This window comes from Streptomyces sp. NPDC026394 (assembly GCF_055567735.1).
Genome location: NZ_JBVHPX010000006.1, coordinates 108,790 through 135,592, shown reverse-complemented (window position 1 = coordinate 135,592; position 26,803 = coordinate 108,790). Strand labels below are relative to the sequence as shown.

44 protein-coding genes are annotated in these 26,803 nt (G+C 70.2%); 35 read left to right on the top strand and 9 right to left on the bottom strand.

Annotation, left to right across the window (positions count from 1 at the left end; genetic code table 11):
* Positions 1-312: 312 nt before the first annotated feature.
* Together ACZ4QV_RS16775 and ACZ4QV_RS16770 are read right to left on the bottom strand one after the other, a co-directional pair.
* On the bottom strand, positions 313-1,197 hold the full coding sequence (locus ACZ4QV_RS16775) for a class II fructose-bisphosphate aldolase (protein WP_361636173.1): 885 nt from the start codon (positions 1,195-1,197) through the stop codon (positions 313-315).
* Between the two features lie 167 nt (positions 1,198-1,364).
* Positions 1,365-2,276, bottom strand: a complete 912-nt coding sequence (locus tag ACZ4QV_RS16770) for an SIS domain-containing protein (RefSeq protein ID WP_361148265.1) — start codon at positions 2,274-2,276, stop codon at positions 1,365-1,367.
* 379 nt (positions 2,277-2,655) lie between these two features.
* On the opposite strand from ACZ4QV_RS16770, the gene ACZ4QV_RS16765 reads away from it, so the two are divergent.
* The gene (locus ACZ4QV_RS16765; protein ID WP_361581428.1) at positions 2,656-4,074 is read left to right on the top strand and encodes a sugar porter family MFS transporter; all 1,419 of its coding nucleotides are present in this window, start codon (positions 2,656-2,658) and stop codon (positions 4,072-4,074) included.
* A gap of 155 nt (positions 4,075-4,229) precedes the next feature.
* Here the strand turns inward: ACZ4QV_RS16765 and ACZ4QV_RS16760 are convergent, their stop codons facing one another.
* Both ACZ4QV_RS16760 and ACZ4QV_RS16755 read right to left on the bottom strand, forming a co-directional pair.
* Positions 4,230-5,495, bottom strand: a complete 1,266-nt coding sequence (locus ACZ4QV_RS16760) for a tyrosine-type recombinase/integrase (RefSeq protein ID WP_467763063.1) — start codon at positions 5,493-5,495, stop codon at positions 4,230-4,232.
* A gap of 380 nt (positions 5,496-5,875) precedes the next feature.
* Complete coding sequence (locus ACZ4QV_RS16755; RefSeq protein ID WP_467763062.1) at positions 5,876-6,361, bottom strand: hypothetical protein; 486 nt, start codon at positions 6,359-6,361, stop codon at positions 5,876-5,878.
* A gap of 509 nt (positions 6,362-6,870) precedes the next feature.
* On the opposite strand from ACZ4QV_RS16755, the gene ACZ4QV_RS16750 reads away from it, so the two are divergent.
* The 31 genes from ACZ4QV_RS16750 to ACZ4QV_RS16600 all read left to right on the top strand — a co-directional run bounded on the left by ACZ4QV_RS16750 (position 6,871) and on the right by ACZ4QV_RS16600 (position 21,860).
* A complete protein-coding gene (locus tag ACZ4QV_RS16750) occupies positions 6,871-7,131 on the top strand; it encodes a helix-turn-helix transcriptional regulator (RefSeq protein ID WP_467763061.1) in 261 nt (86 codons plus the stop codon).
* Between the two features lie 90 nt (positions 7,132-7,221).
* Complete coding sequence (locus ACZ4QV_RS16745; protein ID WP_467763060.1) at positions 7,222-7,455, top strand: hypothetical protein; 234 nt, start codon at positions 7,222-7,224, stop codon at positions 7,453-7,455.
* Positions 7,452-7,688, top strand: a complete 237-nt coding sequence (locus ACZ4QV_RS16740; protein WP_467763059.1) for a hypothetical protein — start codon at positions 7,452-7,454, stop codon at positions 7,686-7,688. Before ACZ4QV_RS16745 ends, ACZ4QV_RS16740 begins: the two co-directional genes overlap by 4 nt.
* Entirely contained in the window at positions 7,681-7,890 is a 210-nt protein-coding gene (locus ACZ4QV_RS16735) for a hypothetical protein (protein WP_467763058.1), read from the top strand. The genes ACZ4QV_RS16740 and ACZ4QV_RS16735 overlap by 8 nt, the downstream gene beginning before the upstream one ends.
* Positions 7,890-8,339 carry a hypothetical protein gene (locus tag ACZ4QV_RS16730; RefSeq protein WP_467763057.1) on the top strand — a complete coding sequence of 150 codons (450 nt, stop codon included), beginning with the start codon at positions 7,890-7,892 and terminating at the stop codon, positions 8,337-8,339. Before ACZ4QV_RS16735 ends, ACZ4QV_RS16730 begins: the two co-directional genes overlap by 1 nt.
* Positions 8,339-8,626, top strand: a complete 288-nt coding sequence (locus ACZ4QV_RS16725; RefSeq protein ID WP_467763056.1) for a hypothetical protein — start codon at positions 8,339-8,341, stop codon at positions 8,624-8,626. Before ACZ4QV_RS16730 ends, ACZ4QV_RS16725 begins: the two co-directional genes overlap by 1 nt.
* Positions 8,623-8,946 (top strand): hypothetical protein, encoded by a 324-nt coding sequence (locus ACZ4QV_RS16720; protein ID WP_467763055.1) that lies wholly within the window; start codon positions 8,623-8,625, stop codon positions 8,944-8,946. Before ACZ4QV_RS16725 ends, ACZ4QV_RS16720 begins: the two co-directional genes overlap by 4 nt.
* Positions 8,943-9,290 (top strand): MazG-like family protein, encoded by a 348-nt coding sequence (locus tag ACZ4QV_RS16715; protein WP_467763054.1) that lies wholly within the window; start codon positions 8,943-8,945, stop codon positions 9,288-9,290. The genes ACZ4QV_RS16720 and ACZ4QV_RS16715 overlap by 4 nt, the downstream gene beginning before the upstream one ends.
* On the top strand, positions 9,283-9,849 hold the full coding sequence (locus ACZ4QV_RS16710; RefSeq protein WP_467763053.1) for a hypothetical protein: 567 nt from the start codon (positions 9,283-9,285) through the stop codon (positions 9,847-9,849). Before ACZ4QV_RS16715 ends, ACZ4QV_RS16710 begins: the two co-directional genes overlap by 8 nt.
* A complete protein-coding gene (locus ACZ4QV_RS16705) occupies positions 9,842-10,039 on the top strand; it encodes a hypothetical protein (RefSeq protein ID WP_467763052.1) in 198 nt (65 codons plus the stop codon). Before ACZ4QV_RS16710 ends, ACZ4QV_RS16705 begins: the two co-directional genes overlap by 8 nt.
* A 68-nt stretch (positions 10,040-10,107) precedes the next feature.
* Positions 10,108-10,257, top strand: coding sequence for a hypothetical protein (locus tag ACZ4QV_RS16700; RefSeq protein WP_467763051.1), 150 nt, complete (start codon positions 10,108-10,110; stop codon positions 10,255-10,257).
* On the top strand, positions 10,257-11,378 hold the full coding sequence (locus ACZ4QV_RS16695; protein ID WP_467763050.1) for a DNA polymerase III subunit beta: 1,122 nt from the start codon (positions 10,257-10,259) through the stop codon (positions 11,376-11,378). Before ACZ4QV_RS16700 ends, ACZ4QV_RS16695 begins: the two co-directional genes overlap by 1 nt.
* A gap of 77 nt (positions 11,379-11,455) precedes the next feature.
* A complete protein-coding gene (locus ACZ4QV_RS16690; RefSeq protein ID WP_467763049.1) occupies positions 11,456-11,683 on the top strand; it encodes a hypothetical protein in 228 nt (75 codons plus the stop codon).
* Positions 11,683-12,516 carry a hypothetical protein gene (locus ACZ4QV_RS16685; protein ID WP_467763048.1) on the top strand — a complete coding sequence of 278 codons (834 nt, stop codon included), beginning with the start codon at positions 11,683-11,685 and terminating at the stop codon, positions 12,514-12,516. The genes ACZ4QV_RS16690 and ACZ4QV_RS16685 overlap by 1 nt, the downstream gene beginning before the upstream one ends.
* A gap of 1 nt (position 12,517) precedes the next feature.
* The gene (locus ACZ4QV_RS16680; RefSeq protein ID WP_467763047.1) at positions 12,518-13,453 is read left to right on the top strand and encodes a recombination directionality factor; all 936 of its coding nucleotides are present in this window, start codon (positions 12,518-12,520) and stop codon (positions 13,451-13,453) included.
* A gap of 65 nt (positions 13,454-13,518) precedes the next feature.
* Positions 13,519-13,752, top strand: a complete 234-nt coding sequence (locus ACZ4QV_RS16675; protein ID WP_467763046.1) for a hypothetical protein — start codon at positions 13,519-13,521, stop codon at positions 13,750-13,752.
* On the top strand, positions 13,749-14,126 hold the full coding sequence (locus ACZ4QV_RS16670) for a hypothetical protein (protein WP_467763045.1): 378 nt from the start codon (positions 13,749-13,751) through the stop codon (positions 14,124-14,126). The genes ACZ4QV_RS16675 and ACZ4QV_RS16670 overlap by 4 nt, the downstream gene beginning before the upstream one ends.
* Complete coding sequence (locus ACZ4QV_RS16665) at positions 14,123-14,407, top strand: hypothetical protein (protein ID WP_467763044.1); 285 nt, start codon at positions 14,123-14,125, stop codon at positions 14,405-14,407. Before ACZ4QV_RS16670 ends, ACZ4QV_RS16665 begins: the two co-directional genes overlap by 4 nt.
* The gene (locus ACZ4QV_RS16660) at positions 14,404-14,787 is read left to right on the top strand and encodes a hypothetical protein (protein ID WP_467763043.1); all 384 of its coding nucleotides are present in this window, start codon (positions 14,404-14,406) and stop codon (positions 14,785-14,787) included. The genes ACZ4QV_RS16665 and ACZ4QV_RS16660 overlap by 4 nt, the downstream gene beginning before the upstream one ends.
* Entirely contained in the window at positions 14,784-15,035 is a 252-nt protein-coding gene (locus ACZ4QV_RS16655; RefSeq protein WP_467763042.1) for a WhiB family transcriptional regulator, read from the top strand. Before ACZ4QV_RS16660 ends, ACZ4QV_RS16655 begins: the two co-directional genes overlap by 4 nt.
* A 166-nt stretch (positions 15,036-15,201) precedes the next feature.
* Positions 15,202-16,323, top strand: a complete 1,122-nt coding sequence (locus ACZ4QV_RS16650; RefSeq protein ID WP_467763041.1) for a hypothetical protein — start codon at positions 15,202-15,204, stop codon at positions 16,321-16,323.
* Positions 16,324-16,380: 57 nt separating this feature from the next.
* Positions 16,381-17,460 carry a hypothetical protein gene (locus tag ACZ4QV_RS16645; protein ID WP_467763040.1) on the top strand — a complete coding sequence of 360 codons (1,080 nt, stop codon included), beginning with the start codon at positions 16,381-16,383 and terminating at the stop codon, positions 17,458-17,460.
* Positions 17,457-18,128 (top strand): zinc finger domain-containing protein, encoded by a 672-nt coding sequence (locus tag ACZ4QV_RS16640; RefSeq protein ID WP_467763039.1) that lies wholly within the window; start codon positions 17,457-17,459, stop codon positions 18,126-18,128. The genes ACZ4QV_RS16645 and ACZ4QV_RS16640 overlap by 4 nt, the downstream gene beginning before the upstream one ends.
* A complete protein-coding gene (locus tag ACZ4QV_RS16635) occupies positions 18,125-18,463 on the top strand; it encodes a hypothetical protein (protein WP_467763038.1) in 339 nt (112 codons plus the stop codon). The genes ACZ4QV_RS16640 and ACZ4QV_RS16635 overlap by 4 nt, the downstream gene beginning before the upstream one ends.
* Entirely contained in the window at positions 18,460-18,774 is a 315-nt protein-coding gene (locus ACZ4QV_RS16630) for a zinc finger domain-containing protein (RefSeq protein WP_467763037.1), read from the top strand. The genes ACZ4QV_RS16635 and ACZ4QV_RS16630 overlap by 4 nt, the downstream gene beginning before the upstream one ends.
* A complete protein-coding gene (locus ACZ4QV_RS16625) occupies positions 18,771-19,016 on the top strand; it encodes a hypothetical protein (RefSeq protein WP_467763036.1) in 246 nt (81 codons plus the stop codon). Before ACZ4QV_RS16630 ends, ACZ4QV_RS16625 begins: the two co-directional genes overlap by 4 nt.
* On the top strand, positions 19,013-19,228 hold the full coding sequence (locus tag ACZ4QV_RS16620) for a hypothetical protein (protein ID WP_467763035.1): 216 nt from the start codon (positions 19,013-19,015) through the stop codon (positions 19,226-19,228). Before ACZ4QV_RS16625 ends, ACZ4QV_RS16620 begins: the two co-directional genes overlap by 4 nt.
* The gene (locus ACZ4QV_RS16615) at positions 19,228-19,617 is read left to right on the top strand and encodes a DUF6197 family protein (RefSeq protein WP_467763034.1); all 390 of its coding nucleotides are present in this window, start codon (positions 19,228-19,230) and stop codon (positions 19,615-19,617) included. Before ACZ4QV_RS16620 ends, ACZ4QV_RS16615 begins: the two co-directional genes overlap by 1 nt.
* 141 nt (positions 19,618-19,758) lie before the next feature.
* The gene (locus ACZ4QV_RS16610) at positions 19,759-20,142 is read left to right on the top strand and encodes a DUF2493 domain-containing protein (RefSeq protein ID WP_467763033.1); all 384 of its coding nucleotides are present in this window, start codon (positions 19,759-19,761) and stop codon (positions 20,140-20,142) included.
* Positions 20,139-20,762: a hypothetical protein gene (locus tag ACZ4QV_RS16605; RefSeq protein ID WP_467763032.1), complete on the top strand. Its 624-nt coding sequence runs from the start codon at positions 20,139-20,141 to the stop codon at positions 20,760-20,762. Before ACZ4QV_RS16610 ends, ACZ4QV_RS16605 begins: the two co-directional genes overlap by 4 nt.
* 117 nt (positions 20,763-20,879) lie before the next feature.
* Positions 20,880-21,860, top strand: coding sequence for an SRA domain-containing endonuclease (locus ACZ4QV_RS16600; protein WP_467763031.1), 981 nt, complete (start codon positions 20,880-20,882; stop codon positions 21,858-21,860).
* Here the strand turns inward: ACZ4QV_RS16600 and ACZ4QV_RS16595 are convergent.
* Positions 21,835-22,068, bottom strand: a complete 234-nt coding sequence (locus tag ACZ4QV_RS16595; RefSeq protein ID WP_467763030.1) for a hypothetical protein — start codon at positions 22,066-22,068, stop codon at positions 21,835-21,837. The genes ACZ4QV_RS16600 and ACZ4QV_RS16595 overlap by 26 nt on opposite strands.
* A 113-nt stretch (positions 22,069-22,181) precedes the next feature.
* Here ACZ4QV_RS16595 and ACZ4QV_RS16590 point away from each other — a divergent pair, with 113 nt between their 5' ends.
* The 3 genes from ACZ4QV_RS16590 to ACZ4QV_RS16580 all read left to right on the top strand — a co-directional run bounded on the left by ACZ4QV_RS16590 (position 22,182) and on the right by ACZ4QV_RS16580 (position 23,547).
* Complete coding sequence (locus ACZ4QV_RS16590; RefSeq protein ID WP_361877767.1) at positions 22,182-22,484, top strand: DUF6247 family protein; 303 nt, start codon at positions 22,182-22,184, stop codon at positions 22,482-22,484.
* Entirely contained in the window at positions 22,481-22,750 is a 270-nt protein-coding gene (locus ACZ4QV_RS16585) for a hypothetical protein (protein ID WP_361877770.1), read from the top strand. The genes ACZ4QV_RS16590 and ACZ4QV_RS16585 overlap by 4 nt, the downstream gene beginning before the upstream one ends.
* A 242-nt stretch (positions 22,751-22,992) precedes the next feature.
* Positions 22,993-23,547 (top strand): DUF6083 domain-containing protein, encoded by a 555-nt coding sequence (locus ACZ4QV_RS16580; RefSeq protein ID WP_467763029.1) that lies wholly within the window; start codon positions 22,993-22,995, stop codon positions 23,545-23,547.
* 295 nt (positions 23,548-23,842) lie between these two features.
* Here ACZ4QV_RS16580 and ACZ4QV_RS16575 read toward each other — a convergent pair whose 3' ends face one another.
* From ACZ4QV_RS16575 to ACZ4QV_RS16560, 4 genes are all read right to left on the bottom strand, one after another.
* Complete coding sequence (locus ACZ4QV_RS16575; protein ID WP_467763028.1) at positions 23,843-24,289, bottom strand: DUF6907 domain-containing protein; 447 nt, start codon at positions 24,287-24,289, stop codon at positions 23,843-23,845.
* Positions 24,290-24,890: 601 nt separating this feature from the next.
* Entirely contained in the window at positions 24,891-25,214 is a 324-nt protein-coding gene (locus ACZ4QV_RS16570; RefSeq protein WP_467763027.1) for a GIY-YIG nuclease family protein, read from the bottom strand.
* Between the two features lie 172 nt (positions 25,215-25,386).
* Positions 25,387-26,148, bottom strand: coding sequence for a GntR family transcriptional regulator (locus tag ACZ4QV_RS16565; protein WP_467763026.1), 762 nt, complete (start codon positions 26,146-26,148; stop codon positions 25,387-25,389).
* A gap of 1 nt (position 26,149) precedes the next feature.
* Positions 26,150-26,680: a UTRA domain-containing protein gene (locus tag ACZ4QV_RS16560; protein ID WP_467763025.1), complete on the bottom strand. Its 531-nt coding sequence runs from the start codon at positions 26,678-26,680 to the stop codon at positions 26,150-26,152.
* Positions 26,681-26,803: the final 123 nt, after the last annotated feature.

The window sequence follows — 26,803 nt, the reverse complement described above, 5'->3', positions numbered from 1 at the left end:
GAGCCTAAGTCCTCTCCGGCGGCCTGCGTGATATCGGGAAGCCCTGCGGTCGGCCGGGGGCGAGGGGTGGGCAGGCACCACGTACACCCCGTGGTGGGAGGGTACGCAAGCGTTTTCGCGTCATCCGCCGAGGGGTGCCCGCCGGGCGTCACCCGCCGAGGGTGCGTGCCCCGTCCGGCAGCATCCGCCGAGGGGTGCCCCGCCCGGCGCCATGTGCCGAGGGGCGCCCGCCCGGCGTTACCCGCCGAGGGTCCCGGGCCGGCCCCTGGTGTCGTCCGACCACCGGAGCGCACGCGCCCCGGCGGACGCGTCTCACTTCTGCACGGGCGCCTCCGCGGCTGGCGACTGGCCCGGTACCGCGGCCGGGGCGCCGAGCAGGGCCAGGAGCCGGGCGGCCTCCTGGGCCACGGCCTCGCGCGCCGGTTTCACGTACTTGCGCGAGTCGACGAGGGTCAGGTCCGCGTCCAGGGTGTCCCGGATGCTGCGGGTGAAGACGGAGACCAGATGGGTGGAGATGTTGATCTTCGTCATGCCGGCGGCGACGGCCCGGCGCAGCTCGTCGTCGGGCACACCGGAGGAGCCGTGCAGCACTAGCGGCACCGGCAGCTTCCCGGCCAGCGCCCCGATCAGCTCCTTGTCCAGGACGGCGGTGCGTTCGTGCATCGCGTGGGAGGAGCCGACGGCGACGGCCAGCGCGTCCACCCCGGTGGAGCGGACGAACGCCAGCGCCTCGTCGGGGTCCGTACGGGCACCGGGGGTGTGCACACCGTCCTTGCCGCCGACCTCGCCCAGCTCGGCCTCGACATAGGCGCCGCGCTGGTGGCACCAGGCGGTCAGCTCCGCCGTGGCGGCGACGTTCTCCTCGTACGGAAGGGCCGAGGCGTCCACCATCACCGACCGCACCCCGGCCTCGACCCCCGCACGCACCAGATCCGGCTCGGTGATGTGGTCCAGGTGCACGGCGACCCGGGCGGGGGACGCCTCGGCGAGCGCGAGGGTGGCGCGGACGATGGGCAGCAGGCTGCCGTGGTAGCGGATGCAGTTCTCGCTGATGCCGAGGATGACCGGGAAGCCGCTGCGCTCGGCGGCCGTGACGAGTGCTTCGGCGGTCTCCAGGTGGATGACGTTGAACGCCGCGGCGCCGGCCCGCGCCTCACGGGCGGCGGTGACGATCGACGAGGTGGGAACGAGGGGCATGGGGTCCTGACTCCCTTGCGGAACACGGCCGTCTCCGGCAGTTCGTGGACGGTGCGGACGTGGACGGTGCGGGCGGCGGGGGCGTGGGCGGCGGGCGGCGTGGGCGGTGAAGGTGGACGGCGGTACGAAGGGGCAGGGCGGGGGAGTGGGCCGGCCTGCCCGCCCCGCTACCCGGCCGCCGGTTCCGGTGCCGTGAGCATCACCGACCGGGTCAGGCTGCGCGGGTTATCGGGGTCCAGGCCGCGGGCGCGGGCCCGCTCCAGGGCGATCCGCTGCACCAGCACAAGCTCGGCCAGCGGGTCGCGCCCGTGCCGCACGAACCCGGCGCCGGTCCGGGCGACCTCCGCCTCCAAGCCTTCCGGCACCGGTCCGAACACCCAGGTGATGCGGCCCGGTGCCGCTATGGAGACGGGGCCGTGGCGGTACTCCATCGCGGGGTAGGACTCCGTCCAGCTCTGCGACGCCTCCCGCATCTTCAGCGCCGCCTCGTTGGCCAGCCCGTACGTCCAGCCCGTGCCGAGGAAGGAGAACTGCTCGGCGTCCAGCCACTCCTTCTCCACGGGCGCGGTCAGCGCCTCCTCCGCGTCGCGCACCGCGCCGGACAGGTCCTCGCCGAGGTGGGCCCGCAGCAGCGCGAGCGCGGTCGTCGCGAACCTGGTCTGCACCACGGACTTCTCGTCGGCGAACGGCAGGGTGACCGTCGCGTCCGACAGCGCGGTCGCCGGGGTGTCGGGGTCACCGAGCACGGTCACCGTCGGGATGCGCCCCTTCACCTGCTCCAGCAGGCGCAGCACCTCGGTCGTGGTCCCGGAGCGGGTGATCGCCACGACGGCGTCGTAGCCCCGGTCGGCGCCGAGGGACGCCTCCGAGGCCGCGAAGGCGTCCGTCACCCCGAGCCCGGCACCTTCGCGCAGGGCGGCGTACGCCTGTGCCATGAACCACGAGGTGCCGCAGCCCACCACCGCGACCCGCCGGCCGGCGCCGGGCAGCGGGGTGCCGGCGGCGCCGATCCGCGCCGCCTCCCGCCACGTGTCCGGCTGGCTGCGCAGCTCCTGCTCCATGTACGAGGTCCCGCTCACGACGCCCTCCAGTTGTCTGCGTGAACTAGCAACAACATGCTCGATTGCAAGCAACTCTACGCACGCCCTGCGGCGTAATCCATCCCTCGGAAGGGTGGGAGTGCCCGTAGTGCGGGAAGGGATGTGCCGTGAACTGGCGCTCCGTACAGGAGGTATGCGGCGGACCTGGCCGCCCCGGATGACTGTTGACACATGAATGAAAGGAGTCGAATACTCGCAGGATCACTCACGCAGCCGCAGTGGAGCGGCGGCCGTCGGACGGTGCTGCCAGCGCCGGCGCCGGGCGGTACGTCCGGTCACCGGCCGTCCACCGGCGGCTGCCGCGGTGATCGTCACGCAGCAAGGCCGTTCCGCCGACAGTCGTCACAAAGGACTCCCCATGTCCGTTGCAACGCGCTCCACGCAGTCACCGTCCTCGCCGCCGGGCCCCGAGGGCCCGCCGCCCCGGCGCACCGGCCGGCTCTTCGCCCTCACCGGAGCCGTCGTCGGCGTCATCTACGGCTACGACACCGGCAGCATCTCCGGCGCCCTGGTGTTCCTGAGCAAGGACTTCCACCTCAGCGACACCGAGAAGGGCCTGGTCAACAGCATCCTGGTGCTGGGGTCGATCCTGGGCGCGCTGATCGGCGGCAAGCTGGCCGACGCGCTGGGCCGCAAGGCCGCCATGCTGATCGTCGCGGGCTCCTACACGGTCTTCGTGGCGCTCTCCGCGCTCGCCCCGAACGTCGTCGTCCTGGACGCGGTGCGGTTCCTGCTCGGTGTCGCCATCGGCATCTCGATCGTGGCCGCGCCGCTGTACATCGCAGAGTCGTCACCGGCGCGCACCCGCGGCGCCTCGGTGGCCGCGTACCAGGTCGCCACGGTCGCCGGCATCGCCCTCACGTACTTCGTGAACTGGGGGCTGTCCGACGGCGGCCACTGGCGGCTGATGCTGGGCCTGTCCGCGGTCCCCGCCGCCCTCGTGCTGATCCCGCTGTTCCGGCTTCCCGACACACCCCGCTGGTACGTCCTCAAGGGCCGGACCGACAAGGCCGTCGAGGTCATGACACTGACCGACCCCGACGTCGACCCGCGCGCGGAGACCGAGGCGGTCCGGGCCGCCCTGGCCGAGGAGAGCGGCGGGTCGCTGCGCTCGCTGCTGCGCAAGCCGTACGCGCGCGCCGCGCTCTTCGTCCTCGGGCTCGGCTTCTTCTGCCAGATCACCGGCATCAACGCGGTGACGTACTACAGCCCGCAAATCTTTGAGGAGATGGGCTTCACCGGCGACGGCCAGAACTTCCTGCTGCCGTCCTTCGTGCAGCTGGCCTCCTTGGCCGCGACGGTCCTCGCCATCCTCATCATCGACCGGCTCGGCCGCCGCGTCGTCCTGCTCTCCGGCATCGCCACGATGACGGCCATGCTCGGCGTCCTGACCGCCGTGTTCGGCTTCGGGGACCTGACGGGCTCCGGCACCTGGATCGGCTTCGGCGCCATCCTGCTCTTCACCGCCGCCTTCAACTTCGGTTTCGGCTCGCTGATCTGGGTGTACGCCAGTGAGGCGTTCCCCGCCCAGCTGCGCTCCACCGGCGCGTCGGCGATGCTGACCGCCGACCTCGTCGCGAACCTCCTCATCGCGCAGTTCTTCCCGTCCCTGATGTCCTGGGCGGGGGCCGCGACGACCTTCGCGGGCCTCGGCGTCCTCGCGCTCGGCGCGCTGGTCTTCGCCGCGTGCACCGCCCCCGAGACCAAGGGCCGGCAGCTGGAGGAGATCCAGGGCTTCTGGCTCAACGGAGGGCGCTGGCCCACCCCGGCCCCGTAGTACCGCGTGCCGGGAGGAGGGGGTCGATAGGAATCGCCCCAGCTCAGCAAGGGTGTCAGCTGGGGCGATTCGTCAGAGACCGCGTAGGGGGCCGCAGGTGCGGGGCCCGAACGGAGTGGCCGGCGACTGACCCAGGGAGAAACCAGGGAGATCTTTTAGGAATCCGCCTCGAACCACCGCTGCATCGCGTGGCGTCCGCGGCCGTCGGCCTCGGGCATCATGTGCGCGTACACGCGCAACGTAATCGACGGGTCGGCGTGCCCCAGCCACTTCGATACTGCCACGATCGTCTCCCTCGCGTGTAGCTGCACCGAGGCGAAGGTATGCCGCAAGGCGTGGAAGCCGTCCTCGCGCGCCTCTGCATAGCGAGGGACGACGCGCCCCAGAGCGCCCTGGCGCACCATCTCGGGCTCGGGAATGATTCCGGCCGCGGCAAGGGCCGGCTTCCAGCTCCACTGGTTCCAAGAGTCGCGGCGGATCGCGCACCCCCTGGCGCTCGTGAAGACAAGAGGGAAGGTCTGCGGGGCCCGCTCCTTCTCCTCCTTCTCCGAGGTAGGGGCGTCCGGGTCCCCCCAAGGCAAGGTGATCTTTTTCGGAGGGAATGCCTCCATGTGCGCCTTTAGCTGCGCCAGCAGGTAGGGCGGGGCGGGGACGGCGCGAATCTTGCCTCTCTTCGGCAGGGCGAAGACCAGTTTGGAGCCGACCTTCTTCAGCTGCCGGCGCACATGGATGACGCCGCCCTCCATGTCTATGTCGCCTTCGGCCAAGCCGAGGACTTCCCCCTGCCGAAGACCAACTCCGACGCCCACATCCACCATCGTTCGGAAGCGCTCAGGCAGAGCCGAGCGCACGGCACGGACCTGCTCGCGAGTCCATGGCTGAACTTCGCGTTCAGGTAGCGTCGGAAGCGTGATCGACCTGGTCTTGCACGGGTTCTTGCGGATCCGTTCGTCATCTACGGCAGTCTGCAAGATGGCTGACAGGTAGCCCCACACGCCAAGCGTCGTGTTGGGGCCTATGCGGGACTGCAGCTCCTTGAGGAACAATCGCAGCTGCTGGGCCTTGATCGCGCCGATTTCGGTAGCGCCGAGATGCGCCTCGATGTGCTTCAGTCGGCCGAGGATCGTCCTGCGGGTTGCCGGGTCGTCATGGCGGGCCGGCAACCAGTGGTCCTCGATGTACTCCGTCAGCGTGATGCGGCCGAGGCGGGGGTCCAAGAACTCGCCCTGGCTCGTCTCATGTTCCGCCTTGGCCTTCCATCGCTTGGCGTCGGCGATGGCATCGAAAGAGCGAGCCCGCACGCCCGGGATGCCGGTGACCTTGTACCTCTTGCCCTTGCCGTAGAGGGCGGTCTTGCGCTTCTTACCCGTTTCGGGGTCGGGGCGTTTGGTCCACCAGCGGTCCTCGATGTAGCCGGCCATGCTTGAACCCCCTCAGCTCCGGCGAGTGTATGGAGACGACCTCACCCCTCCACAGCTGGAACCATTGTCCGCCGGCGATGACTTGGGCGGTGGTCGCGTTGAGTGCCGCTACCCCTTCTGGCAGGAAGAGGCCGCGGTACAGCTCGAACTTGATCGTTCCTCGGGTTTCCTTGACGGCTACGGGCTCGTCGAGGGTCCGGTCTTCGGAGTAGACGTACTGGACATCGAGCATCCTGCACCCCCATGCGCGCACACAGGGGTGTGGGGGAGCCCCTGGGACGGATGTGTTCAGTCCCGAAAAGCTACCGCCAAGAACATGAGCGGACAACAGTCCGTAGACGATCTGTATCGGTACAGAGCCGGACCGTGACCTGCGAGCCCTAAGAGAGGTCGCGGTCGGCCCGGTCCGCCGCTTCCATCATGGCGCGCCACTTCCTCTTCTCCGCCGGAGGCATCCCTGCCAGATGGGCCACGATGACGCGCACGTCGTCGTCGTACCCGGACAGCTCGGTCGCCTGGTAGTCGAGGAACTGGCGCGCCGCGGCGCGCTGGATCACCGACGCTGGCCGGCCGAGCGCTGCAGCGATGGCCTTCAGACGGGCGGCGCCGGGCGCCGAGGTGACTGCATTCGTGGCCAGCTTCTGCAGGTACGGCTTGGACACCTGCTCGCCGGTTTCGGGGTCCACAGCCTTGGACGCCATCTGCTGGTAGCTCATGCCGGCGTCGTTGGCCTCGCGGATCAGGCGGCTGAGCTCGTCCCGGTCCATGTCGTGCGTCAGGGAGTCAGGTAGGGGAGCGGGGCTGCTGTCGCGCTCGCGGTCGGGGGCCGGAGCCTCCATGTCGTGTTCCTTTCGCATCACATCCACGTCGGCTGTCTCTGGAGAGATCCAGGGCGACTCTATAAATCGCAGGTCAGCCCGTACAACCATCTCGACGCAAAGCCATTCCGTCTACAGGACGATGCTAGCCCCGCTGCCGTTACGCGGAAACTTCAGATCCGGCCGTTCCAAACCGTAGACGAACCGTCTCCCAGGTGCTTCACTGGTCTTAATCGAAGACGCTTCGTCCTAATGGAGAGGCGTTGAGAGTGCGATACGCGCTTCGCGACCGGGCCTGGCTCCAGTACGTCATGAAGCACCCCGGACGCGGCACCCCGTACACCGTGCGATCCCTTGCCGCGGCCGCAGGGCTGAGCCATCACTCCTTGGTCGGACACCTGCTCAGTGGTGAGCGAACGGACTGCAGTCCCGAGGTGGCGCACGGCATCGCGGAGGCCGTCGGTGTGGCGGTCCTGACTCTTTTCGCGCCCCCATCGTCTCCAGATCGCGACGAAGCGGCTTGACCGAAGAACGCTGTCGTCGAGGAAGGAATCGCCGTGCCGAACACGCCGAGGAATGCTCCTCCCGGGTGCCTGTGGCTCCCGGACGCCGCTGACTACCTCGGATACGAGATCAGCACGCTCAGGAAATGGCGGATCAAGAAGAAGGGGCCGGCGAGCTTCCGGGCGGGCGGCCGAGTCTTCTACCGCGTCACGGTGCTCGACGCCTGGTTGGCCGCCCAGGAGGCCGCCGACCCGCACTCCAACCCGACCCTCGACCCGGCCACCGCACCGGTCGAAGCCAAGGCCGCCGCCTAGCGCGGTATGCGGCCCCAACCGCCGGGGGCCTAAGCCCGGCAGCCGGGGCCTGGATCCACCTCTCACCATCTCCTAGAGACGAGGCAGATCGTGTCTCCATCATCTCCCACCCCTTCTGTTCCTACTCCCAGGTCTCCACTGGTCGAGCGGCTCGACGCGGACACGTGCCGGATCGAGGTCATCCCGGTGTTCGGTGCGCAGCTGCAGATCGTCCTGCACAGCACGCACGGAATGCCGGTGGCGCTGGAGGGCGCCGTGTTCGCGGTGACTGTGTACGGCGACGGCCGTGTCGAGTACCACCCCGCCGAGGACGGTGCGGCATGAGCGCCCGCGACGACCTGCTGGACCTGTTCCTGAACGGCGGGCCCGGCACGCAGCCGGAGTTCGAGGCGGCACTCGACCGCCGCGACGCCGAGGTGCTGCACGAGGCCGCCGATGTGGTCGCGCCCGACGCCTTCGGCTACGGCGGCCCGGACCACGACGACGCCTGGACCGCGGCGGAGGAGAAGCTGCGCCGCATGGCCGACGCCGTCGAGGCGGGTGAGTCCCGTGCCTGAGCTGTCCCCTTCCCGCCGCGCGGAGATCGACGACCTGCTGTGGGACGAGACCGCCTCCGCCGCCGGACTGCGTGCGGCCGGGCGTGAGCTGGCCGCCGAGGTGGACCGGCTGCGCATGCTGGCCGCCCGGCAGAGCGTGCTGCTGGAGCGGGCGTTCGACGAGGCCCGTACCGCCCTCGCCCGCACCGGGGGTGAGCGGTGATGGCGACTTCCCTCTGCCGGTGCGGCCAGGAGGAGCACCTCCACCCGTGCCTGACGGGCAACGGTTTCAGCGTCTCGTGCCTCGCCTACGACCCGATGGACTTCGGCCGCTTCGAGGGTGAGCTCACGGGCGATGGCGACCCCAACTGCTGCTGCTGCGACCTGTGCAACGCCGTCGCGCACGCCGTGAGCCTTCCGTTGGGTGACCGCGCGACGCCTGCCGTCGCTCTGTGGGACGCCCTGGTCGCGGGCACGCACACCTTCCTCAGCTGGAACGAATGGGCGGAGAAGATCCGCGCCAACAGGCCAAGCGGACCGAAATACCAGAGTTCCGGCAGCTTGATGGGCGGCATCGGAGTCGGTGTCACGCCCGGCGGCGTGACGGGTGGCGAGTACCGGCGGCGTCGCAATCTCGGCGACGGGCAGCGGCGGAAGGGCGGTGAGTCGTGATGTCGACGACAACTCCGCGCCCCGCGATCGAGGCCCTGGACGTGCCCGTCGAGCAGGTCCGCCTGGATGCCGCGAGCCGCGTCACCCCGGCGAAGGTGCTGGGCGCCCTGCAGGACGCGCAGGCCCGGCAGGCCGACGCCGTCAGCACCGAGGATGACGCTCTCCTGCGCGCCATGGGCGACAAGGAGCGGGCCGCTACCGCCGGTGCGATCTACCTGCTGGAGCACCCCGAGTGCTGCAGCACCGCCGCCGACTACCCCGACTGGACCTGCGGAGGTGCGTCGTGACGTACACCGTTGCCCTGCTGAACGCGGTGATCCGGGACTTGACCGGGGACCGGCTGCCCCGTCTTCCGGCAACGCGGGACTGGGAGGTGCCGGGTGTCACCCAGTCCGGGCTGCCGGTGGTGCGCTGCCGTCTCCTGACCTTCGGTAGGGCCTATGAGCAGGCTGTCCTGCGCGAGCAGGGCGGGATCGCGGGCCGGCGTCTGGTGACCGAAGCCGAGCGCGACGCCATCGAGTTCGTGTGGCCGGAGGCGCCCGGCGCGATGCCGCAGGCCGTGGTGCAGCTGTGGCTGACGCCCGCGACCGAGGCGGTGGCCGCATGAGCTACCCGCAACTGCTGACCAGCGGCATGTGGCCGACGATCCGCGACTTCGTCGCCTGGCTGGACGGCGCGAACGGCCGCAGCCCGCAGGAGCTGGCCCTCCGCATCCTGAAGATCAGCGAAGAAGTGGGGGAGGCCGCCCAGGCGTACATCGGCATGACCGGCCAGAACCCGCGCAAGGGCATCACCCACAGCGTCGAGGACGTCGCCGACGAGCTGTGCGACGTGGCGATCACCGCACTCACGGCGCTCGCCTCCCTCGTCGATGAACCCGAGGCCGTGTTCGCGGCGCACCTGGGCCGAGTCCAGCAGCGGGTGAGCGAGCTGGAGGAGCGCCGTGGCTGACTACCGGCTGGAGCTGGCCCGGCGCAGGCGGCTCACGCAGTACCACGACGCGCTCCTCGACGCGTACCGGGCGTACCAGGAGCAGCAGCCCATCGGCCCCGACCTCGGAACCGTGCTGGCCGACGCCGCAGTGGCCGTCGCGGACAAGGAGCAGCAGGAGCTGGCCGGCCAGCTGGAGCAGGCCCGGCGCATCGCCGTCGGGCTGGAGAACGAGAACGCGCGGCTGGCGGCCGAGCTGGAGGCCGACTTCGACGCCGCGGCCATCGACTACTCCGGCGCCCTCGAAGACCCGCAGGGCGTGATCGGACGAAAGGAGAACGAGGTCGGCTACGAGCTCGCCGCCCTGTCTGCTCAGGCATCCCCGGGCGGCTGGAAACCGAGCCCTGTCGACCCGGGGGTCGTGCTCGATGCACAGGGGGAACCGATCGCGGTCTTCGGGGGCGGCGCACAGGACTACCGAAACGCCGCTTTCACCGTCATGGCGCGTAACGCGATCACTCCACTGCTCGCTCGACTCGCCGCCCTTGAGCTGCGCGCCCTCGGAGGGCGTGATGGCTGAAGCTCGTGAGTACTTCGCCATCGGTGACCCGATCTGTGACGCGCGAGACGGGCGACCGAATTGGGCAATCGTCACCTACCTCAAGGGCCGCTTCGTCTACTTCCGCTGCGGGTGCATGTGGTGCCGGGAAGGGCTTCAACACCGGACGCATGTCGGACAGTCCGGCATCTACCGCAAGCCGACGCCGTAGCCGCCTGAACGGCCGGGCGGGCCGTGACCAGACCGGCCCGCCCGGCGACCAATTCCTTGGAGGCCATCATGCAGTACACCCAGCTCGAACTGTTTCCCCCCTTCGCCGTGACCGGCACCGGCCGCCTGTACGCCTGGCCGGCCGCCGACCAGCCCGAGGGACCGGAGTCCGTCCCGCAGGCCGAGACGCTGCCGTTCGACGACGAGGACGCGGCCTGATGCGCGCCGTCATCCCCCAGCCCGAACTCGCCGCGGCCACCAAGTGGGCCGTCCGGCACGTGCCCGTCAAATCCCTGCAGCCCGCCCTGATGGGCATGCTCCTCCAGGTCACCGGTGGTGAGCTGTCCGCCAGCGGCTTCGACCTGGAGACCGCCGGGCAGGCCACCGTCGGCATCGGTGAGGGTGTGGGCGCCGACGGGGCGGCGGTCGTGCCGGGCCGGCTGTTCGCCAGCATCGCCGCCGCCCTGCCCGACAAGCCCGTCACCCTGGAGACCGGCGCCCACGAACTGACCGTCACCGCAGGCAGCGACCGGTTCCGGCTGCCGCTGCTGGCCGCCTGCGATTACCCGGCCCTGCCGCAAACACCCGAGGCGACGGGCACGGTCGACGCTACGGCCTTCACCCAGGCCATCAGCGATGTGGCCGTCGCCGCCCTGGCGCCGGGCGACGCGGTCGGAAAGATGGAGGCCCTCGGCGGCATCCGCATCACGGTCGACGGCATCCGCCTGGAGACGGCCGCCACCGACAGCTACCGCATCGCCGTGCGCTCCCTGGACTGGCAGCCCGACGGGCTGCCCGACGGCAGCGTCCTCATTCCGGCACACGTGCTCGGCCCCGCCGCCAAGGCCATGGCCGGGCCGGGCGACCTGGGGCTGGCGTTCGGGGGGCAGGGCGCCACCGCCGGTATCCGCTCCGCGTCCCGCGCGCTCACCACCCGCACCCTGGCCGCCCCATTCCCGCCCATCGAGCAGTACTCCCCAAGCGAGGACGCGGCCGTCGGCACTGTCGAAGTGGACTCGGCCGAACTCGCCTCCGCCATCGGGCGCGCGTCTCTCGTCACCGAGAAGACCGCCCGTGTCGACCTGACCATGCGCGGCGACCACATCGACATTGAGGCCCGCGGCGACGGCCCCGCCTCCAAGACCAGCGTCGACGCCGGCATTGACGGCCTCGATGACGGCTGGACGATCCGCTTCGCCCCGCGGCTCCTCACCTCCGTACTGCCACCCATCAACGGCCCTGCCCGCCTGTGGTTGTACACGCCGAACAAGCCGGTACTGATCCGGCCGGTCGACAAGGACGTGCGCTACCACGCCGTCGTCATGCCAGCCCGCATCTGACATCACCCACCCCGCCGGCCGCCCGCACCCTTCCCGCCGCGGGCGGCCAGGCACCCCACACCCTTCCGGAGGTCCCCATGGGCCGCACTATCCGCATCGGCCGCTGGGAAATCGACTGGCACCAGCGCGCCCTTCACCTCTTCCGAGGCCCCGACCCGCACTGCACCCGCTGTAACGGCACCGGCGGCGGCTGGGTCCCCACCGGCCACGGCCCCGACTGGGACGGCTGCGCCTGCCTCGTCGACATCCGCACCTGGCGACTGCCCCTGTGGCGCCGCCGCGTCTACGAAACGGAACCCTTCTGATGACCAGCCCCCGCCACGCTCGCGATACCGACAACGGCCGCTACTACACCGATCCGGCCGGCGGACCGGACCTGGTCTCGGTCACCAACGTCATCGACACCGCCGTCAACAAGAGCCGCGCGCTGGTGCCGTGGGGCGTAAAGGTCACCGTCGAGCACGTCCTCGACAACGCCATCGACATCGCCCGCCGGGTCCTCGCCGAACGCCCCGCCCTGACGCAGGAGATCAAGGCCCTGCACCGTGACGCCAAGGAGGTCGCCGCCGACCTCGGCGACCGCATCCACAGGGCCGCCGAAGCCCGCGTCCTCGGCGCCCCGCTCGCGGACGACGCCGAAGTCGCTCCGTACATCGCGCAGCTCGACCTGTGGCTGACTGCCTGGGGCGTCGACCCGGCCGAGCACGTCGAGGCCACCGAGATCACGGTGCTGCACCGGCGGCTCGGCTACGCGGGCACCGCCGACCTGATGGTGCGGCTGCCCACCGGCCCGCGCAGGCGGCGCGAGCTGTGGCTGATCGACTACAAGACCTCGGCGACCCGCCCGGCCAAGTCGGTGTACCCGGAGAACACACTCCAGCTCGCCGCGCTGCGCTACGCCGAGACCGTCCTGCTGCCCGACGACACGGACGCGCCGATGCCCCGCATCGAACGCACCGGCGTCCTCAACCTCCGCGCCCGCTCGCACGCGCTGGTGCCCATGCCCGCCGGACGGGCCGCACACAAGGCGTTCCGCGGCGCCCTCGCCACGACGAAGTGGCTGCACGCCGCCGCCTCATCGCATCCCGCGCTGCTCCCGCCACCGCCAGTTGAGCGCCCGACCCGAAAGGCAGCCTGACATGGGCTCCCGACTCCTCAACATCCAGCGCCGCGCCGCCGAACACGGACGGCTGCGCACCGGCTACACCCAGGGCGGCAAACCGGTCCGCTCCGCCACCTGGGTCGTCACCTCCCACTCCGAGGAACATGTCCGCACCGCCGCCGGGCTGTGGGGCGGCGAGGCCGAGCAGTGGACCCCGCTCAACTCCTCGATCCCCCAGTGGCGCGTCATCACCGAGGCCGCCTCCGTCGAAGCACTGATCACCCCGGGCGATCCGCTCAACCAGTACAACGAGCTGTGGTCCAAGAGCGGCTGCCAGCGCCGCTGCGACGGCGAGACCGAACTGCTCTCCCGCCGGCCGTGCCTGTGCGCCGCGCGGTTCGGCGAGGACTGGCACCAGCAGAAGAAGGGCGTCGTCTGCTCCGCCACCTCCCGCCTGAACGTGATGCTGCCCGACCTGTCCGGCATGGGCATGTGGCGGGCCGAGACGCACAGCTTCTACGCCGCGTCCGAGTGGGGCGCCATGGTCGACATCGTCCTCGCCGGAACCGACGGCCAAGGCTTCGTGCCGGTCACGCTGCGCATCGAGCCCCGGCAGGTCGTCCGCGACGGCCAGACCAAGAAGTTCCCGGTCGTCGTGGTGGAACTGCGCGGGGTCACACCCCGGCAGGCGCTCGCCGGGCCGATGACGGCCGCGGTCGCCCTCGACCCCTCCGGGGCCGGGCAGGTGGTCGCCGCGATCGAAGCCCCTCGGCCTGACTACCTCGCCGAGGCCGAGGCCGCGCTCACCCCGGACGACGTGGGCGACGTGTACCGCAGGGCGCACGCCGCCGGCCACCTCGACGACGAACTGGTCAAGCGCCTCAAGGTCATCGCCGACCGCCTCAAGACCGAGGCCGCCGGACCGGACGAAGACGGCGCCTACGAAGCCGAAGTTGTCGACGCCACCCCGTAACCCGCGGCCGTCCCCGCCTGCGGCCATCAGGCGGGGCGCCGCTACCCCAAGGAGTAGCACACGCCATGACACACCCGCTTCCCCGCAGCACGCGGGTTCGCCACGCCGGACAGCAGTGGGCCCGAGCCGCCACCGCCACGGTCCTCGCCTCCAAGGGCCCCTACCCGGACGGCAGCTACGAGTACGTGGTCCGCGCCGGCGCCGACTTCTCGCGCCGCCTCGGCCCCGACAACCCGGAGAACCGACTCACCTGGTGGTCATCCCTGGTCACCATCCCCGCAGAGGAGCCCCGGCGATGACTAAGAACCTCACCACGGCTGAGCGTCTGGCCGCCACGGACCGGGACGCCCGCCTCACCGACATCGTCGCCCGCGCCTCGTCGTGGGACCACTTCCTCGTGCAGCAGGCCGTGTTCGCCTACGGCCTGTCCCGCGACACCTTCTCCGCGAACGACCTGCGCGAGGTGCTGCCCGAGCTGTCGCACGGCTTCCTCGGCGCGGCCATCAACGGCCTGCGGCAAGGGGGCGTGATCGAGCACACCCGCCAGTACGTGCCGTCCACCTCCCCGGCCACCCACGGGCATCCGATTGCGGTGTGGCGGCTGTCGGCCAAGGGCCTGGTCATCGCAGAGACGCGCGCCGCCCGCGCCAAGCAGGCGAGGGCGGCCGCATGAGCGCCACGAACGTCGTCCTGCTGCTGGCCGCCGCCGGGTTCACGCTCCTCGCCTACGCCGTACACAGCTGGACCGGCATCCGCCGCCAAGAGGCCCTGCTGCGGCGCATGGAAGCCGCCGCGGCCCGCGTCGCCCGCCGCCAGGCCGGGCCCGAGACGCCGTTCCTCGTCGGCCACGAACCCCTCGACGACCCCGCCGACGACGACACCCGGCCCGGCAGCGACGAGCACGCGCTTTCCGTCTGCGAACAGATCTGGGCCACCGAACAGGGGGAGAAATGAGCACGCGCACGCTGACCGCCAGCCGCCACTTCGACCAGACGCCGACCACCTGGACACCGCCGGCCAAGACCAGCACACCGACCGTCGACTGGATCGCCGTCGAACTCGTCGCACGCGGCCAAGCCCCCGCCATCGACCTCACCGCAGACGAACTGCGCGAGGCCGCCCTCGTCATGACGCGCCTCGGCCTCAGCGAGAAGGCCATCGCCGCCAAGCTCGGCACCTACACGCGTCGCATCACCCGCTGGAAGCACGACGCCCGTCTCACCCACCTCAAGACCTGCACCCGACGCGACTGCACCAACGTCGCTAAGTCCCGCGGCCTCTGCAACCGCCACTACAAGCAGCAGCGCGTCACCGAACGGCAGGCTGCGGCATGAGGGCCGACACCTGGCGCGACGAAGCGCTCTGTGCGCAGACCGACCCCGAGACCTTCTCGCCCGAGAAATACACCGACGCCGACGTCCACCAGGCCAAGCGGGTCTGCGCCACCTGCCCCGTGCGTCAGCCGTGCCTCGACGCCGCCATGACCGAGGAGCGCGGACAGCACTTCCGGGAGCGCGCCGGTGTCCGCGGCGGCACCACACCCCGCCAGCGGTGGCGCATGCAGCAGCGGGAGGCGGCGTGAGCGAGCTGTTTGTCGGGCCGGGCGACCTGTCCCTGGCAGCCCGCCGCTTGGACATTAAGGACACGGGCGTCGAGTGCGACAGCAACGCCGTCACGACTCGTCGCGCTCGAACCTGACCATGCCGCACGAGCCGCCGAAGACGGTCCAACTACGAGGAGTCGCGGACATGCTGAACAACCAGATCATCGTCACGGACGAATCCTTGCGCTCCTATGCCTACCGCAACGCCAAGGGGATCGTCGATGCCGCTACTCTTCCCGACCGCGAGTGGGAGGAGCTGCGCAGCCGCAACGCCAACTCGACCAAAACCCGGCTCGTGCAGTGCGCCAAATGCTGGGAGCTGTATCGCGAGGTGCAGTGGCTAAAGACCTACAACACATCCCGCGGCACTCGAGTCAACAGCCACCAACCGGGAGAGACGCGGCCTGATCACGACTATGAACCTGTCGAGACGGCAGAACACCGCGCCTACAACAACCGGGCGTTCGCGATCGGTGACGCTGAGGGCTACAACCCGCGCAGGGAAGCCGTGGCGCCCAATCGGCAGACGCGGGCCGACGTGCTGCTCACGGGCACCCTGACCATCGCCTACGAGCACCAGCACTCGCCGTTTAGCGCCACTGGCCGATACAGCGCTCCCGAGCGGTCCCGTCGAGCCGAGGCGGCCGGACGCACCGTGATGTGGCACGCCAACAGCGACAAGGTCCGGGGGCTTGTGCCAATCTTGCGCACTGATGGCGGCTTGCCTCCCAAGGTGATCGAGAACCTCAACTACCGGCACGAATTCCGAGGCGGAATTTACCGCATCGAGATATACATCTGCACCGCCCGCGATGGGCACGAGTGTCCGGACCGAAAGTTCAGCGGATGCGGGAAACCGCATGCGCGCGGTCAGGTCACAGCCGGCCAACTCGACGACGTCCTGCGAGGCGCCCCGATCGGCGCGTACATGCCTGTGACCAACGCCAATGTGATCCGAGCCCCCAAGTTCTTCTGGACGGACCGCCAGTCGCATGCCCAGTACCTCGACTACTTGAGCGCAGCAGGCCTGGCCCTGCCGTCACGTGGCACGCCTGACAGCGGCAAGACCAAGCCCGGGCGCAGCAGCGGCCATTCCCGTCAGCGAGAAGCCGAATTGGCCGCCGCTCAGATGGCTGAAATCGCTGTCGACGCCATGGGGCGGCCCATTCCTCCGTGCAGGTTCTGTGGTCGGCCGGCCAGTCTTCCCGGGCCCGAAGGCGAACCCGAGCACTTGGAATGTCGCAAACGGCGCGGCCTCCCCCTTTAAGGACCCGCTTCTCCCCATCTCAAGGCCCCTGAAGCACTCTCCGAAAGAAGACCATCCATGGCACGTGGCCACGGCAGGATCCTCACCAGCATCTGGGAGGACGCCGACTTCCTGAAGCTCGACGAGCGCGAGCAGCGGCTGTACCTCTTCCTGATCTCGCAGCCGAACCTGAACCATGCCGGGCTGCTCGATCTGACGCTGCGCCGCTGGTCACGCAAGGCCCGCGGGCTGACGTCCGCCGAGGTCGAGAAGCTGCTGCAGGCGCTGGAGGAGGCCCGCTTCATCGTCGTCGACGACGACACCGAGGAGCTGCTGATCCGCTCCTTCGTCCGCAACGACGGGGTGTGGAAGCAGCCGAAGGTGATGGGGGCGATGGTCGCCGGCGCCCTGGAGATCTCCTCTCCGAGGCTTCAGGCTGCTCTGCTCGCCGAGATGGACCGCATCCCGCTCGAAGATCTCAGCGACGAGCCGACCAGGATGCGCGGCGGCGAGGGCCCCTCGATCCGCCGACAGATCGCCGATCACATCGACACTCTCAGGGAGGCGTTCGGCACCCCCTCCCCGGACCCGTCCCGAGGGGGTTGCGGAACCCCCTCCGAACCCCCCTCGGGCCCCCTTCCCGAACCCCCTGCGGAAGCCCCTGCCGAGGGGGGTCCGAAAGGCTCTACGCGCGGGCGCGCGGGCGCATCACGCGCGCATTCCCCTGCCCCTGCCCCTACCCCTACCCCTGTCCCCAGCCCCGTAGAAGAGGGGGGTGGTTGCGGTAGTACCCACAACCTCGCGCACGCGCCTGCGATCACCACGCCGCCTGACGGCGACGCCCCCATCGACATCGACGGCTTCACCGTCACCGACGGAATGCGGCGCTGGGCCCACCGCGACGGCTACGCCCCCCTCGTCGACCTCGACTACGAGACCGCCCAGTTCGTCAGCCACTTCCGCGCCAACGGCCAGCGGCGCACCAACTGGGCCGACGAGTGGCAGAAGTGGATCCGCCGCTCCCACCGGTACGCCACCGAACGCCAGCAGCGCACCGCCTCCAATGTCATCCAGCTGCCTTCGGGCCAAGCCCTCACCGGCACCGACGCACGCGTCGCCGGGTGGCTGGCCCTCGCCTCCGGAGAGGAGAACCAGTGACTCCCGACGAAGCCGCACGCCTGCTCGGCGCCTGCGCTGCCTTCGACAACCGCCAGCCGTCCGAGATCGCCAAACGGGCCTGGGCCACAGCCCTGCGCGATCTCCCCCTCGATCAGGACTGCTTCGACGCCGTCGCCCGCTTCTACGGCACCCCGCCCAGGGACGCCGGACAGCGGCTGTGGATCCAGCCCCACGACGTCCGCACCCACCGGCAGGTCATCCGCAGCGAGCGCCTGGAGAACTTCACCTACGACGGTGACCCGGACGAAACCCCGGCGCAGTACCTGGCCCGCCGCCGCGCCATGCTCGATGCCGTCGCCTCCGGACGCATAGCCGCCCCCGGCACCGCCCCGGCGCTCACCGGCGGCCCGCACCGGTCCGTCCGGCGGGAGCTGGACGGCATCGGCCGTGAGGTGCCCGAGGCCGACGAGGCGGTGCGCGAGGTACGCCGGGCCGGGCCGCTCGGCGTCGAGTGCCCGCAGTGCAAGGCCCCGGTCGGCCGGCCCTGCAAGACCGCGCTGCGCGGCAAGGCGTCCAAGACCATCCACCCGGCGCGCCGCCGCGTCGCCAATGGGGATCCCGCCAGCAGCGAGACGCCCGAGGAGATCGAGCAGCGCCGCCTGGCCGCGGTCCGCCTCGCCCGGCAGGCGGACGGGGAGGCGTCGTGACGGACTTCGACGAGGCCGACATCCGCGCCATGCGCCGCCAGGGCGATCTGCGGGCGTTCCTGCGCCAGCAGGCCGCCGAGGGCCGGGCCCGCCGCGACGCGACACCGCGCCCCGCGGAGCCGCAGCCGCCCGGACACCGGCCCGGCGCCTGGCCCGCCGGCACCCGCCCGCCCGCGCCACCGCCGCGTCCGCCCGGGCCGGCCGAGTGCGCCGCCGCCCTCGACGACTACCGCCGCTGGCGCAACGCCGGACGCCACCCGCACGCCGTCGGCCCGTCCTGCACCTGCCCCGCCTGCCGCCGCACCGCCCACACCCGCACCGAGGAGGACCAGTGACCAACCGCCCGCCCGCCGCGCCGATGCCCGAGTCCATCCGGCACCTGCTCCGCGCCCGCCAGCACCCGGCCCGCGCCGTCGCCTGCCCGCACTGCGGCGCGCACGCGCACCGGCCGTGCACCACCCCGTCGAAGCGCCGCCTGCTGCCCGAGCCGCACCCGCAGCGCGTCACCGCCTGGATCCGCGCAACCGCCTGCTGCCCCGCCTGCCAGGTCACCCCCGGCGTGCCCTGCCACCTCGACGGCCGGCCGCTGCGCGACGGCGACGTCCACCCCCAGCGGGCAGCCGAAGCGAAGGAGACCGCAGCGTGAGCAGCTACCCGCCCGCCGACGACCGGCTGCGACACCTCATTGCCCAGGAGATCAACTGCTACGTCGACACCTGGAGCATTGCGTTCTTCATCGCAGGCGCCATCACCGACAGTCCCGAGATCCGCGCCGAGCTGGAGCGCATCGCACAGGCCCACGCGGAAAACCTGCCCTGCGGCGACCGCAACTGCCGGGGCTGCTTCGAAGCCCGACTCGCCACCTCCAGCGAAGGCGCCGAGACGTGACCCCGCTGGAGCGCCTACTCGCCGAGGAGTTGCCGACCGGCACCTTCGGCGACACCCCCGCCCCGCAGCGCCGCAAGACCGCGGCAGCCCCGGCTGGCCGCGGCCCCGACCCCCGCGCAGCCGAACACCGCCGCGCCCTCGAAGAAGCCATCAACCCCCGGCCCCGCAGGTGCCTGCGGGCCGTACCCGACCCCGACAGGAGCGCCGCCTGATGACCACCCACACCGCCCGGACCCTCCAGCGGGCCGAGGAGCACCTCGCCGCACACGGCTGGTGCCAAGGGCAGATGACCACCCCGGACGGCGCGGTGTGCGCGGCAGGAGCCATCCGCGCCGTCGCACCGCCAACCGCCCGGCAGACCTCACCCGAGGAGCGCGCCGCCATCGCGGCACTGGCCGTGCACCTCGGCGGCCAGGCCGTCGCCGACCCGGACAACCCGATCGGCACGCACCCGATGGAGACCGTGACGGCCTGGAACGACCGGGCCGCCGGCGTCGACGAGGTGCTGGCCGGATTCCGTGGCGCCATCGCCGGGCTGGACGGCTCCGGAGCGCATCGGGAGCCTCCCGTCGGCCCCCAGGAGGCCCGAGAAGGCCTCTAGGCGGCTCTCTCGCGCCCGAACTCGCTCCGCGCGTCCCGGAATCGCTTCACCCCCTCGCGCGGCAGCCAGGCGGCCAGCCAGCCGGTCGCGCCACGACTAGATCACCAATTGCCCCGCCCGCACGACCGCAAGGAGACCGCCATGCACGATGCCGCTCGCCCGTACCGCATCCTCATCACCGGCTCCCGGCACTGGAGCGACCACGACCTGGTGCGCGACAACCTCGCAACCGCCGTCTTCCAGAACGTGCCCGCCGTCATCGTGCACGGCGCCTGCCCCGGCGGCGCCGACGCGATCGCGGCCTGGTGGGTCCGCCAGCACCGCCTCATCGGCCTCACCGAGGAGCGTCACCCCGCGGACTGGAAGACCCACGGCCGTTCGGCCGGGCCGATCCGCAACCGGCACATGGTCAGCCTCGGAGCCGACCTGTGCCTCGCCTTCATCCGCGACCACAGCCGCGGCGCCACCGGCTGCGCCGACCTCGCCGAAGCCGCTGGCATCCCGACCCGGAGGTTCACCGCATGAACGACGCTGTCAACCCCGTGTGCGCGATCTGCATGTACGGCTTGCGGGACGGCGAGTGGGACCGTCTCGCGTGCCGCATCTGCCAGGACCGCGGCACCGCCATGCTCCGCGAGCTGCCGCGCCTCTACGACCAGCTCGGCGATCTGCTGGAGCCGGGCTCCGGGCGGGGCGACGGGCGGGTAAGTGGAACGCGCGGCGCGCCCCTGCCGTGCTCGCTGCACGTGCTGGATCTGCGGGCCCGGGGCGGGCTGGTGACGGTGCTCGCCGACTGGGAAGCGGCCGTTCGTGACGAACTCGGCTGGCCCGCAGCGACGTTCCGGGGTGACCTGCGGCAGACCCTCGACGGGGTGGTCGGATTCCTCGTCACCAACGCCCCGTGGATCTACGCCAGCTTCAGCGGTGCCGCGGACCTGCACCGCGAGATCCGCGCCCTCCACGCGCACACCCAGCGGCTCGTCACCGGAGAACAAACGGAACGACGGGTCACCGTGCAGTGCGCGTGCGGGCAGCCGCTGCGTGTCACCCTCACCACCCCCGGCCGGCGCTGCGGAACCTGCGGGACTCAGTACGGGCACAGCGAAGTGCTGCAGCTGCCGCTCGCCGACCGGGCCGCGGCGTGACCGGTACGACCCAGGCGGACTGACCCGCTCACTCCGCCGACAGCCTCCGGCGCCCGCGGCTTCATTCGGAATGAGGCAGCGGGAGGCATTGTCAGTGCCTACCGCTACCTTACGATCATGGCCGATTCGCAGATCAAGCCCGGGCAGATCACCACCCGCGCCGAAATGAAGAGTGTCTTCGGTGGCGGACCGCAGGGCGGCATCATCCCCTCCACGACCACCCCCAACATCCTCATCTACTCCGACCACACAACCGGGCACCGCTACGGCTACTACGACGGGTGGCTCGCCGAACCCGACGACCGCGGCCCAATCTTCGAATACACCGGCGCGGGCACCGTAGGAGACCAAACCTTCACCGGGCGCAAGGGGGCTGGCAACAAGGCCATTCTGCGCCACGTGGATGACGGTCGCGCTCTGCGCGTCTTCATGGCTGCCGGCAAGGTCCCTGGCTCCGACACCAAGTACCAGCGTTACGTTGGCGAGTTCGAGCTGGACGCCGACCAGCCCTATGTGATCCGCCAGGCCCCTGATGACGACGGCAACCTCCGCAAGGTCATCGTCTTTCGCCTGCGCCCGGCCGGCGACGTCGATCACGACAGGCAGGACGATGTACCGGCCGCCGAGAAGACCAAGGCCACCTTGGTACCGGCCGACGTCACCACCAGCACCATGGTCGAACCGGAGAACAACAAGAAGACCAAGAGCATGCGATCCGCGCAGCCCAAGACCGAAGCCGAACGCCGCGAAGCCCGCCTTCTCGACGACTTCAAGGCCTACCTGAAGGCGCACGGGCATGCCCTCAAGCGCCACCAGATCAAGGTCAGGGGCAAGACGTACACACTGCAGACCGACCTCTACGACGTCACCGACCACGTCCTGTACGAAGCCAAGGGCAACAGCAGCCGAGAGGCCGTGCGCATGGCCATCGGACAGCTCTTCGACTACCGGCGCTACATCGAACCGGCGAACCCTATGCTCGCCATTCTTTTGCCCGAGGCGCCGGACGACGAGATGAAGCCCCTGCTCGTCGACCTTGATATCGCCCTCGTCTACCGCGACGGTGACACCTTCATCGGTGCCGGCCTCCCCGCCTGACCGGCTCAGCCTGGCTCTGCCCCGCCGCGAGCCGCCGCGCCACGTTCGCCGACCACCGCCGCGCCAGCCGCGCCGCCTCGTCACCGCCGCGCCCGTAATACGCCAGCAGCGCCACCGCGACCCGCGCCTCACCCGCCGTCACCAGCGGCAGGCGCGGGTCCTCGGTGTCCAGGAGGAGGTGCAGGGCATCCAGGTCGTCATCCGTCACGGGAGGAGAACGGGGCGGCCAGCGGGCGGGTTACGGGGCGCGGTCAAGGCCGCCACGACGCACCGCCCGGTGCGCTAGCGTGGTCCCCACGTGTCAACTTCTGGGAGGACGGCATGAGCGCGCAGCCCGTCGAACCGCACGGCGAACCCCTCCCGCCCCCCGGCGCCGCCGCATCCATCCGCACCCAGATCCAGCAGGCGCCCGAACGCGAACGCTGGGAACCCGCCTTTGAGCGCGACTGGCGCCACGCCCTCGAAGACGCCCGCGAGACCGGCAGCCTCACCCCCGCCCACCGCGTCATCCGCACCTGGCAGGCCCGCCTCGCCACCGCGCCCGCCGTCCGCGTCTTCAAAGCCTCCGGCTGCGACGACAGCGACGGCGTCCCCAGCGAACAAATCCTCGGCCCACGCCCGTGAACGACCCATGGCCACACCTCCTGGCCCACAAGGTCCAGACGTGCATCGACAGCCTCGCCCCCGAAGTGCGTGAGCACGTCCGGGAGACCGTCCGCGACATCCTGGACATCGCCGGGCGCAACCCGTGGGGCTGGCCGCAGTGGGACGACACCGACCCCGAAGGCGAAGACATCCGGTGCGCCAGCGTCGGCAAAGTCGTCCTCGTCTACTCGATCAACCGCGCGAGACGCCACCTCTACGGCTTCAAACTCACCTACCTGCCCTGACGTGACGAAGCCCCCGCCGCGGCGGGGGCTCGCTGCTGTGCGCGGCCGCCTACGGCATGTCATGCCCCATTGCCGGGGCTGACGTGCGCCTCGGGCAGTTTTTCCGGCCGCCACGTGAGACGCCCGGCGGGCCGAAACACGGCGCACGGGGCACGCCCGGTATCACCGGACGCCACCACACTCCGGCGCACCTGGCCAACCGCCACCTGGCAGCCCCGATGCGCCCCCGTCACTCTGCGGACATGGGGGACACATCCGAGACACACAACTGCGGGCGATGCGGCACCGCCGACGACAGCGTCACCTGGCGCGGAGACCATTTCAAAGCGCTATGCAGCACCTGCTGGACCGACGCCGGGGCCGAAACCGACCACCGGCAAGCCGAAGCTGAAGGAGCCGACGCCCCCGCCCCGCCCGCCGCGCCGGTCTGCGAAGCCTGCGGGCGCGAACAGGAACGCTTCCCGACCGGGTACGGACACTGGATCCTCCTCGAACCCGAGATCCGCCCTCCCGCCCTCGACATCCCCGAAGGCCAGCGCTGGGTCGTCTGTGACGACGGGAGGGCTGTCAACTGGGTCGGCGGCCGGCTCCCGCCGACGTGCCGCATCGCCCACCGGCCCGTCTGCGGGAGAAGCCCGCGCCCCGAACACCTGCCGCGTATCTTCCTCGCCGTGTGGGAGCTCAACGCCAGCTACGAGCGCCGCATCTACCAGCAGGACGCACTGCCCTTCACCAGCGAGGCGGAGACTTCAGGCGGGCCTGGCACGCCGAGCAGTCCCGCCCCCGGTCCGGGATGAACAACTGGTAGGTGTGATCCTCGGCGTCGTACACCACCACCGCCTTCACCCCGCCCAGCCGCAGACCGGCCGCCAAACCTTCCAAGCCCTCCAGCCCCTTCGCATTGTCCGCCGGCCACTTGCACGAAAACGGCTTCACCGCCATGACTCACTGCCTCCTGCTGCCTGGATCACGCAACCTCAGCACGGCCCAGGCCACCCGCGGGACCGGTTCCCCCGATCCCGCCACGGCCCGGCCGCCGATGCCCTACAGGGCCAGGCGGCGACGCCGGAGCGCCGCCGCGAACCGGGACGGTCAGGCCGCCGAATCGGCGTAAGGGGCCGCACGCCGAATCTCGGCAACCAGCGCCTCCATCTGATCGGCGAACGCCAGCACACCCTCGCGGTAGAGGATCGCGTCCTCCCCGGAGCCGTCCGGGGCGACCGCCAGGTACGTGCGGTCCCCGTCCTCGTCGGACGCGAACGGCCACCGGACCAGCCGGGCGACCATCACCGTCTCCGTGCCGCGATGCAGCGGCATCGACAGGCGGACCGGGGCGCCCTCGTGGCGCACGTCCTCGAAGTGATTCAGGCGCTCGGACGCATGATCCATGGCGCACCAGGGCGGGCACTGGAGCACGACCGGGACGCCGCGCACCGACGTGGTGGCCAGGCGCGGCAGGGTCTCGGCGACCGGGGTCAGGATGAACGGGACGGGGGTGTCGGCAGAGTCGGCCGGGATGTCGTGCCTTGCTACGCTCATGGCAGAGCTCTCTTTCCTGTCGAGGGATCGATCTCTAGCGGTCCAGCGAGCTGCGAACTCGCTGGTCCAGCAGCGGCCGGGTGGGTGCGAACCGCCCGGCCGTTGTGCTGCAACAACCCAACCACCGACGCGCGGAGCGAAGGGCTACAAAACGTAACCCTTCTGAAGGGGCGGGGTGCAGCCCCTTGGGAGTGGCTCAGGCGAAGGTCGTCGCGGTGGCTGCGCCTAGCCTCTGGAGGATCCCTGTGCCTTGCCAAGGGCCCTCTGTATGTCATGTTGCGTCTTCTTGTGTCCTAACGATGTCTTTCCGTGTCGGCAGCGACAGCGGACTGGTGTCCAGGCACGGGACGAAGCCCGGCCGTCCGCGTTCACGAAGATACTCGGCCACCAGAGGTGAGGGATCAGTTCTAGCGCTCTCGCAGACGTTGCACATGCTCGTGGGGGCGGTGACAGATTCTCATTCTGTACAAACTGCAGGTCAGGGTGACCTGCGGACTTCTCGGGAGGCGGTGCTCCTCTTGCACTCTGAGCGCGTTCTGCCGCGCTCTCGGCACTCTTTCCCCCTCCCTGAACGTGGCTGGAAGTGGTGGATGGGCGGGGGTCAGGAGGTGGCGAGAGTGGAGGGGTAACCGCTCCACGGCTCGTCGTCGTAGGCGGGGTGGTGCATCCGGTTGTGCAGCGGCAGTTCGGTCCTGATCGCGGCGACCTCGGCGCACTCGGCCTGCTCGCGGGTGTCGTACCACTCGACGGTGTAGCTGGCGATCTCGTGTCGCCACGGCTTGTAGATGCACCAGCGGTGAGAGTCGACGCGCTTCTTCGGGTTGAGGGAGACCCCGATGTACAGCAGGCGCCCCTCTCTGTCGAGCAGGCGGTAGAGCGCGGTGCGGCCCTGGGCTGGCGTGTTTCGGTGTACGCGTTCGGTCATGTGAGCGACGCCTCCAGGCAGTCAGGGGGCGTGGGCTTTCACCCGTCGGTTGCTGTCGCTAGAGCAACTGCAGACGACCGTAGGCCTCGATCGCATTTGTAGCAAGGTGTCGAGTCGGGGGAACGCAAAAACGCCCTCGCTGCTGATCGAGGGCGTTGCGTCTCTTTGCTGGTCAGTGGAGAGGTAGGTGATACCCCATCTTGTAGAGGTGGCCGGGCTTGATCAGCTCGGTGACCTCGATTGGTCGCTGGTCGTCGGAGTAGACGACACGAAAGATCTCTAGCACAGCTGCGTCGCCGGGAAGCTCCAGGTGCTCATGCTCCTGCTGGGTCGCCTTGCGAGCGGCAACCTCGTCGGCTTGCTCTCGTGGCGGGTATCCCATTTCCGCGAGCAGGGTGGGGGAGCCTCCAGGAATCTTGCGGCGGTCGGCCAGTCGCGTGCCTCTAGCGAGTTCCACGGGGTAGTACGAGTGGACGAGTTCCGCCGGCTCGTCATCGAGCAGTCCGATGCGCGACCGCAGTACGGCAGTGCCTTGCTCGTCGAGCCCAAGTGCTTGCGCGACCCTCTTCGGGGGACGTACCTCCGCTACGCGCAAAATCCTGTTGCTCGCGGCCTGGTTGCGCTTGGCGGCTTCGCTGATCCAGCGATAGGGCTCGCCCGGACCGGAGGGGGCCATGTAGGACGCAGGGATGATCGTCTGTGCGGCGTGCTCTCGAACGAATACGCCGCTGCCTGAGCGTCCTTCGAGTAGTTCCTCATCCTTGAGGATCGCGAGAGCGCGCTGCACCGTCATGTTTGACGTGCCGTACTGCTCCTGCAGGTCGCTGTTGCTCGGCGCCTGACTCCCCGGCTCCCATTCGCCAGCCATGATCAGGGCTCGGATGTCCGCTGCGATCTTGTCGGCGATCGGTCGCTTGTCCTTGTGCTTAGGCAAGTCAGTCAACCTCGATCTCGTATCGGATCTGCCGAGGTCCCTTCATGACCATCAGCGATACCTCTATGGGGTTGCCATCGGATGTGCGCGAGGTGCGGAGCAGTGTGAGCACGCCTTCGCCGCGCGCGAGACGGAGCTGATCGCTTTCGCTGTCGGTGGCAGGCCGGACTCCGACCTCCTCGGTCACGGACCGGGTTGTGTAGCCGAGTTGCGCAAGCAGTGTGGGTGCTCCGCCTCGGATCTTCCGTGGCTCGGCGAGCGCGGTTCCGGCGGCGACGCGCAGCGGATACCACGAGTCGGTCAGTTCGACGGGTGCTCCGTTGATGCTCATGACGCGGCGCCGAACTACAGCCACCTCGTAAGCTCCCAGGCCGAGCGCGCGCTGCACCTCGGAGGGTGGGGACGCTTCCCCTGCTTCGACCAGCCGCTGAGTGCCACCGCTGCTGGCGCTCTCCGCTGTCCATGCGTCGGTCTCGCCGGCGCCTCGCGGAGTCACATACGGGAGCGACTCGCCGGTCCACTTGTTGCTCATTCGTCACCTCCTAGGTGAAGTCGGCCACCGCGAATCAGACTGCCGTGACACCTCTGACCTCCACCTTAATCCCTTGATGGTCACAAGAGAGGGGAGCGCATCAGCCTTTCACGTCTTGAGGGC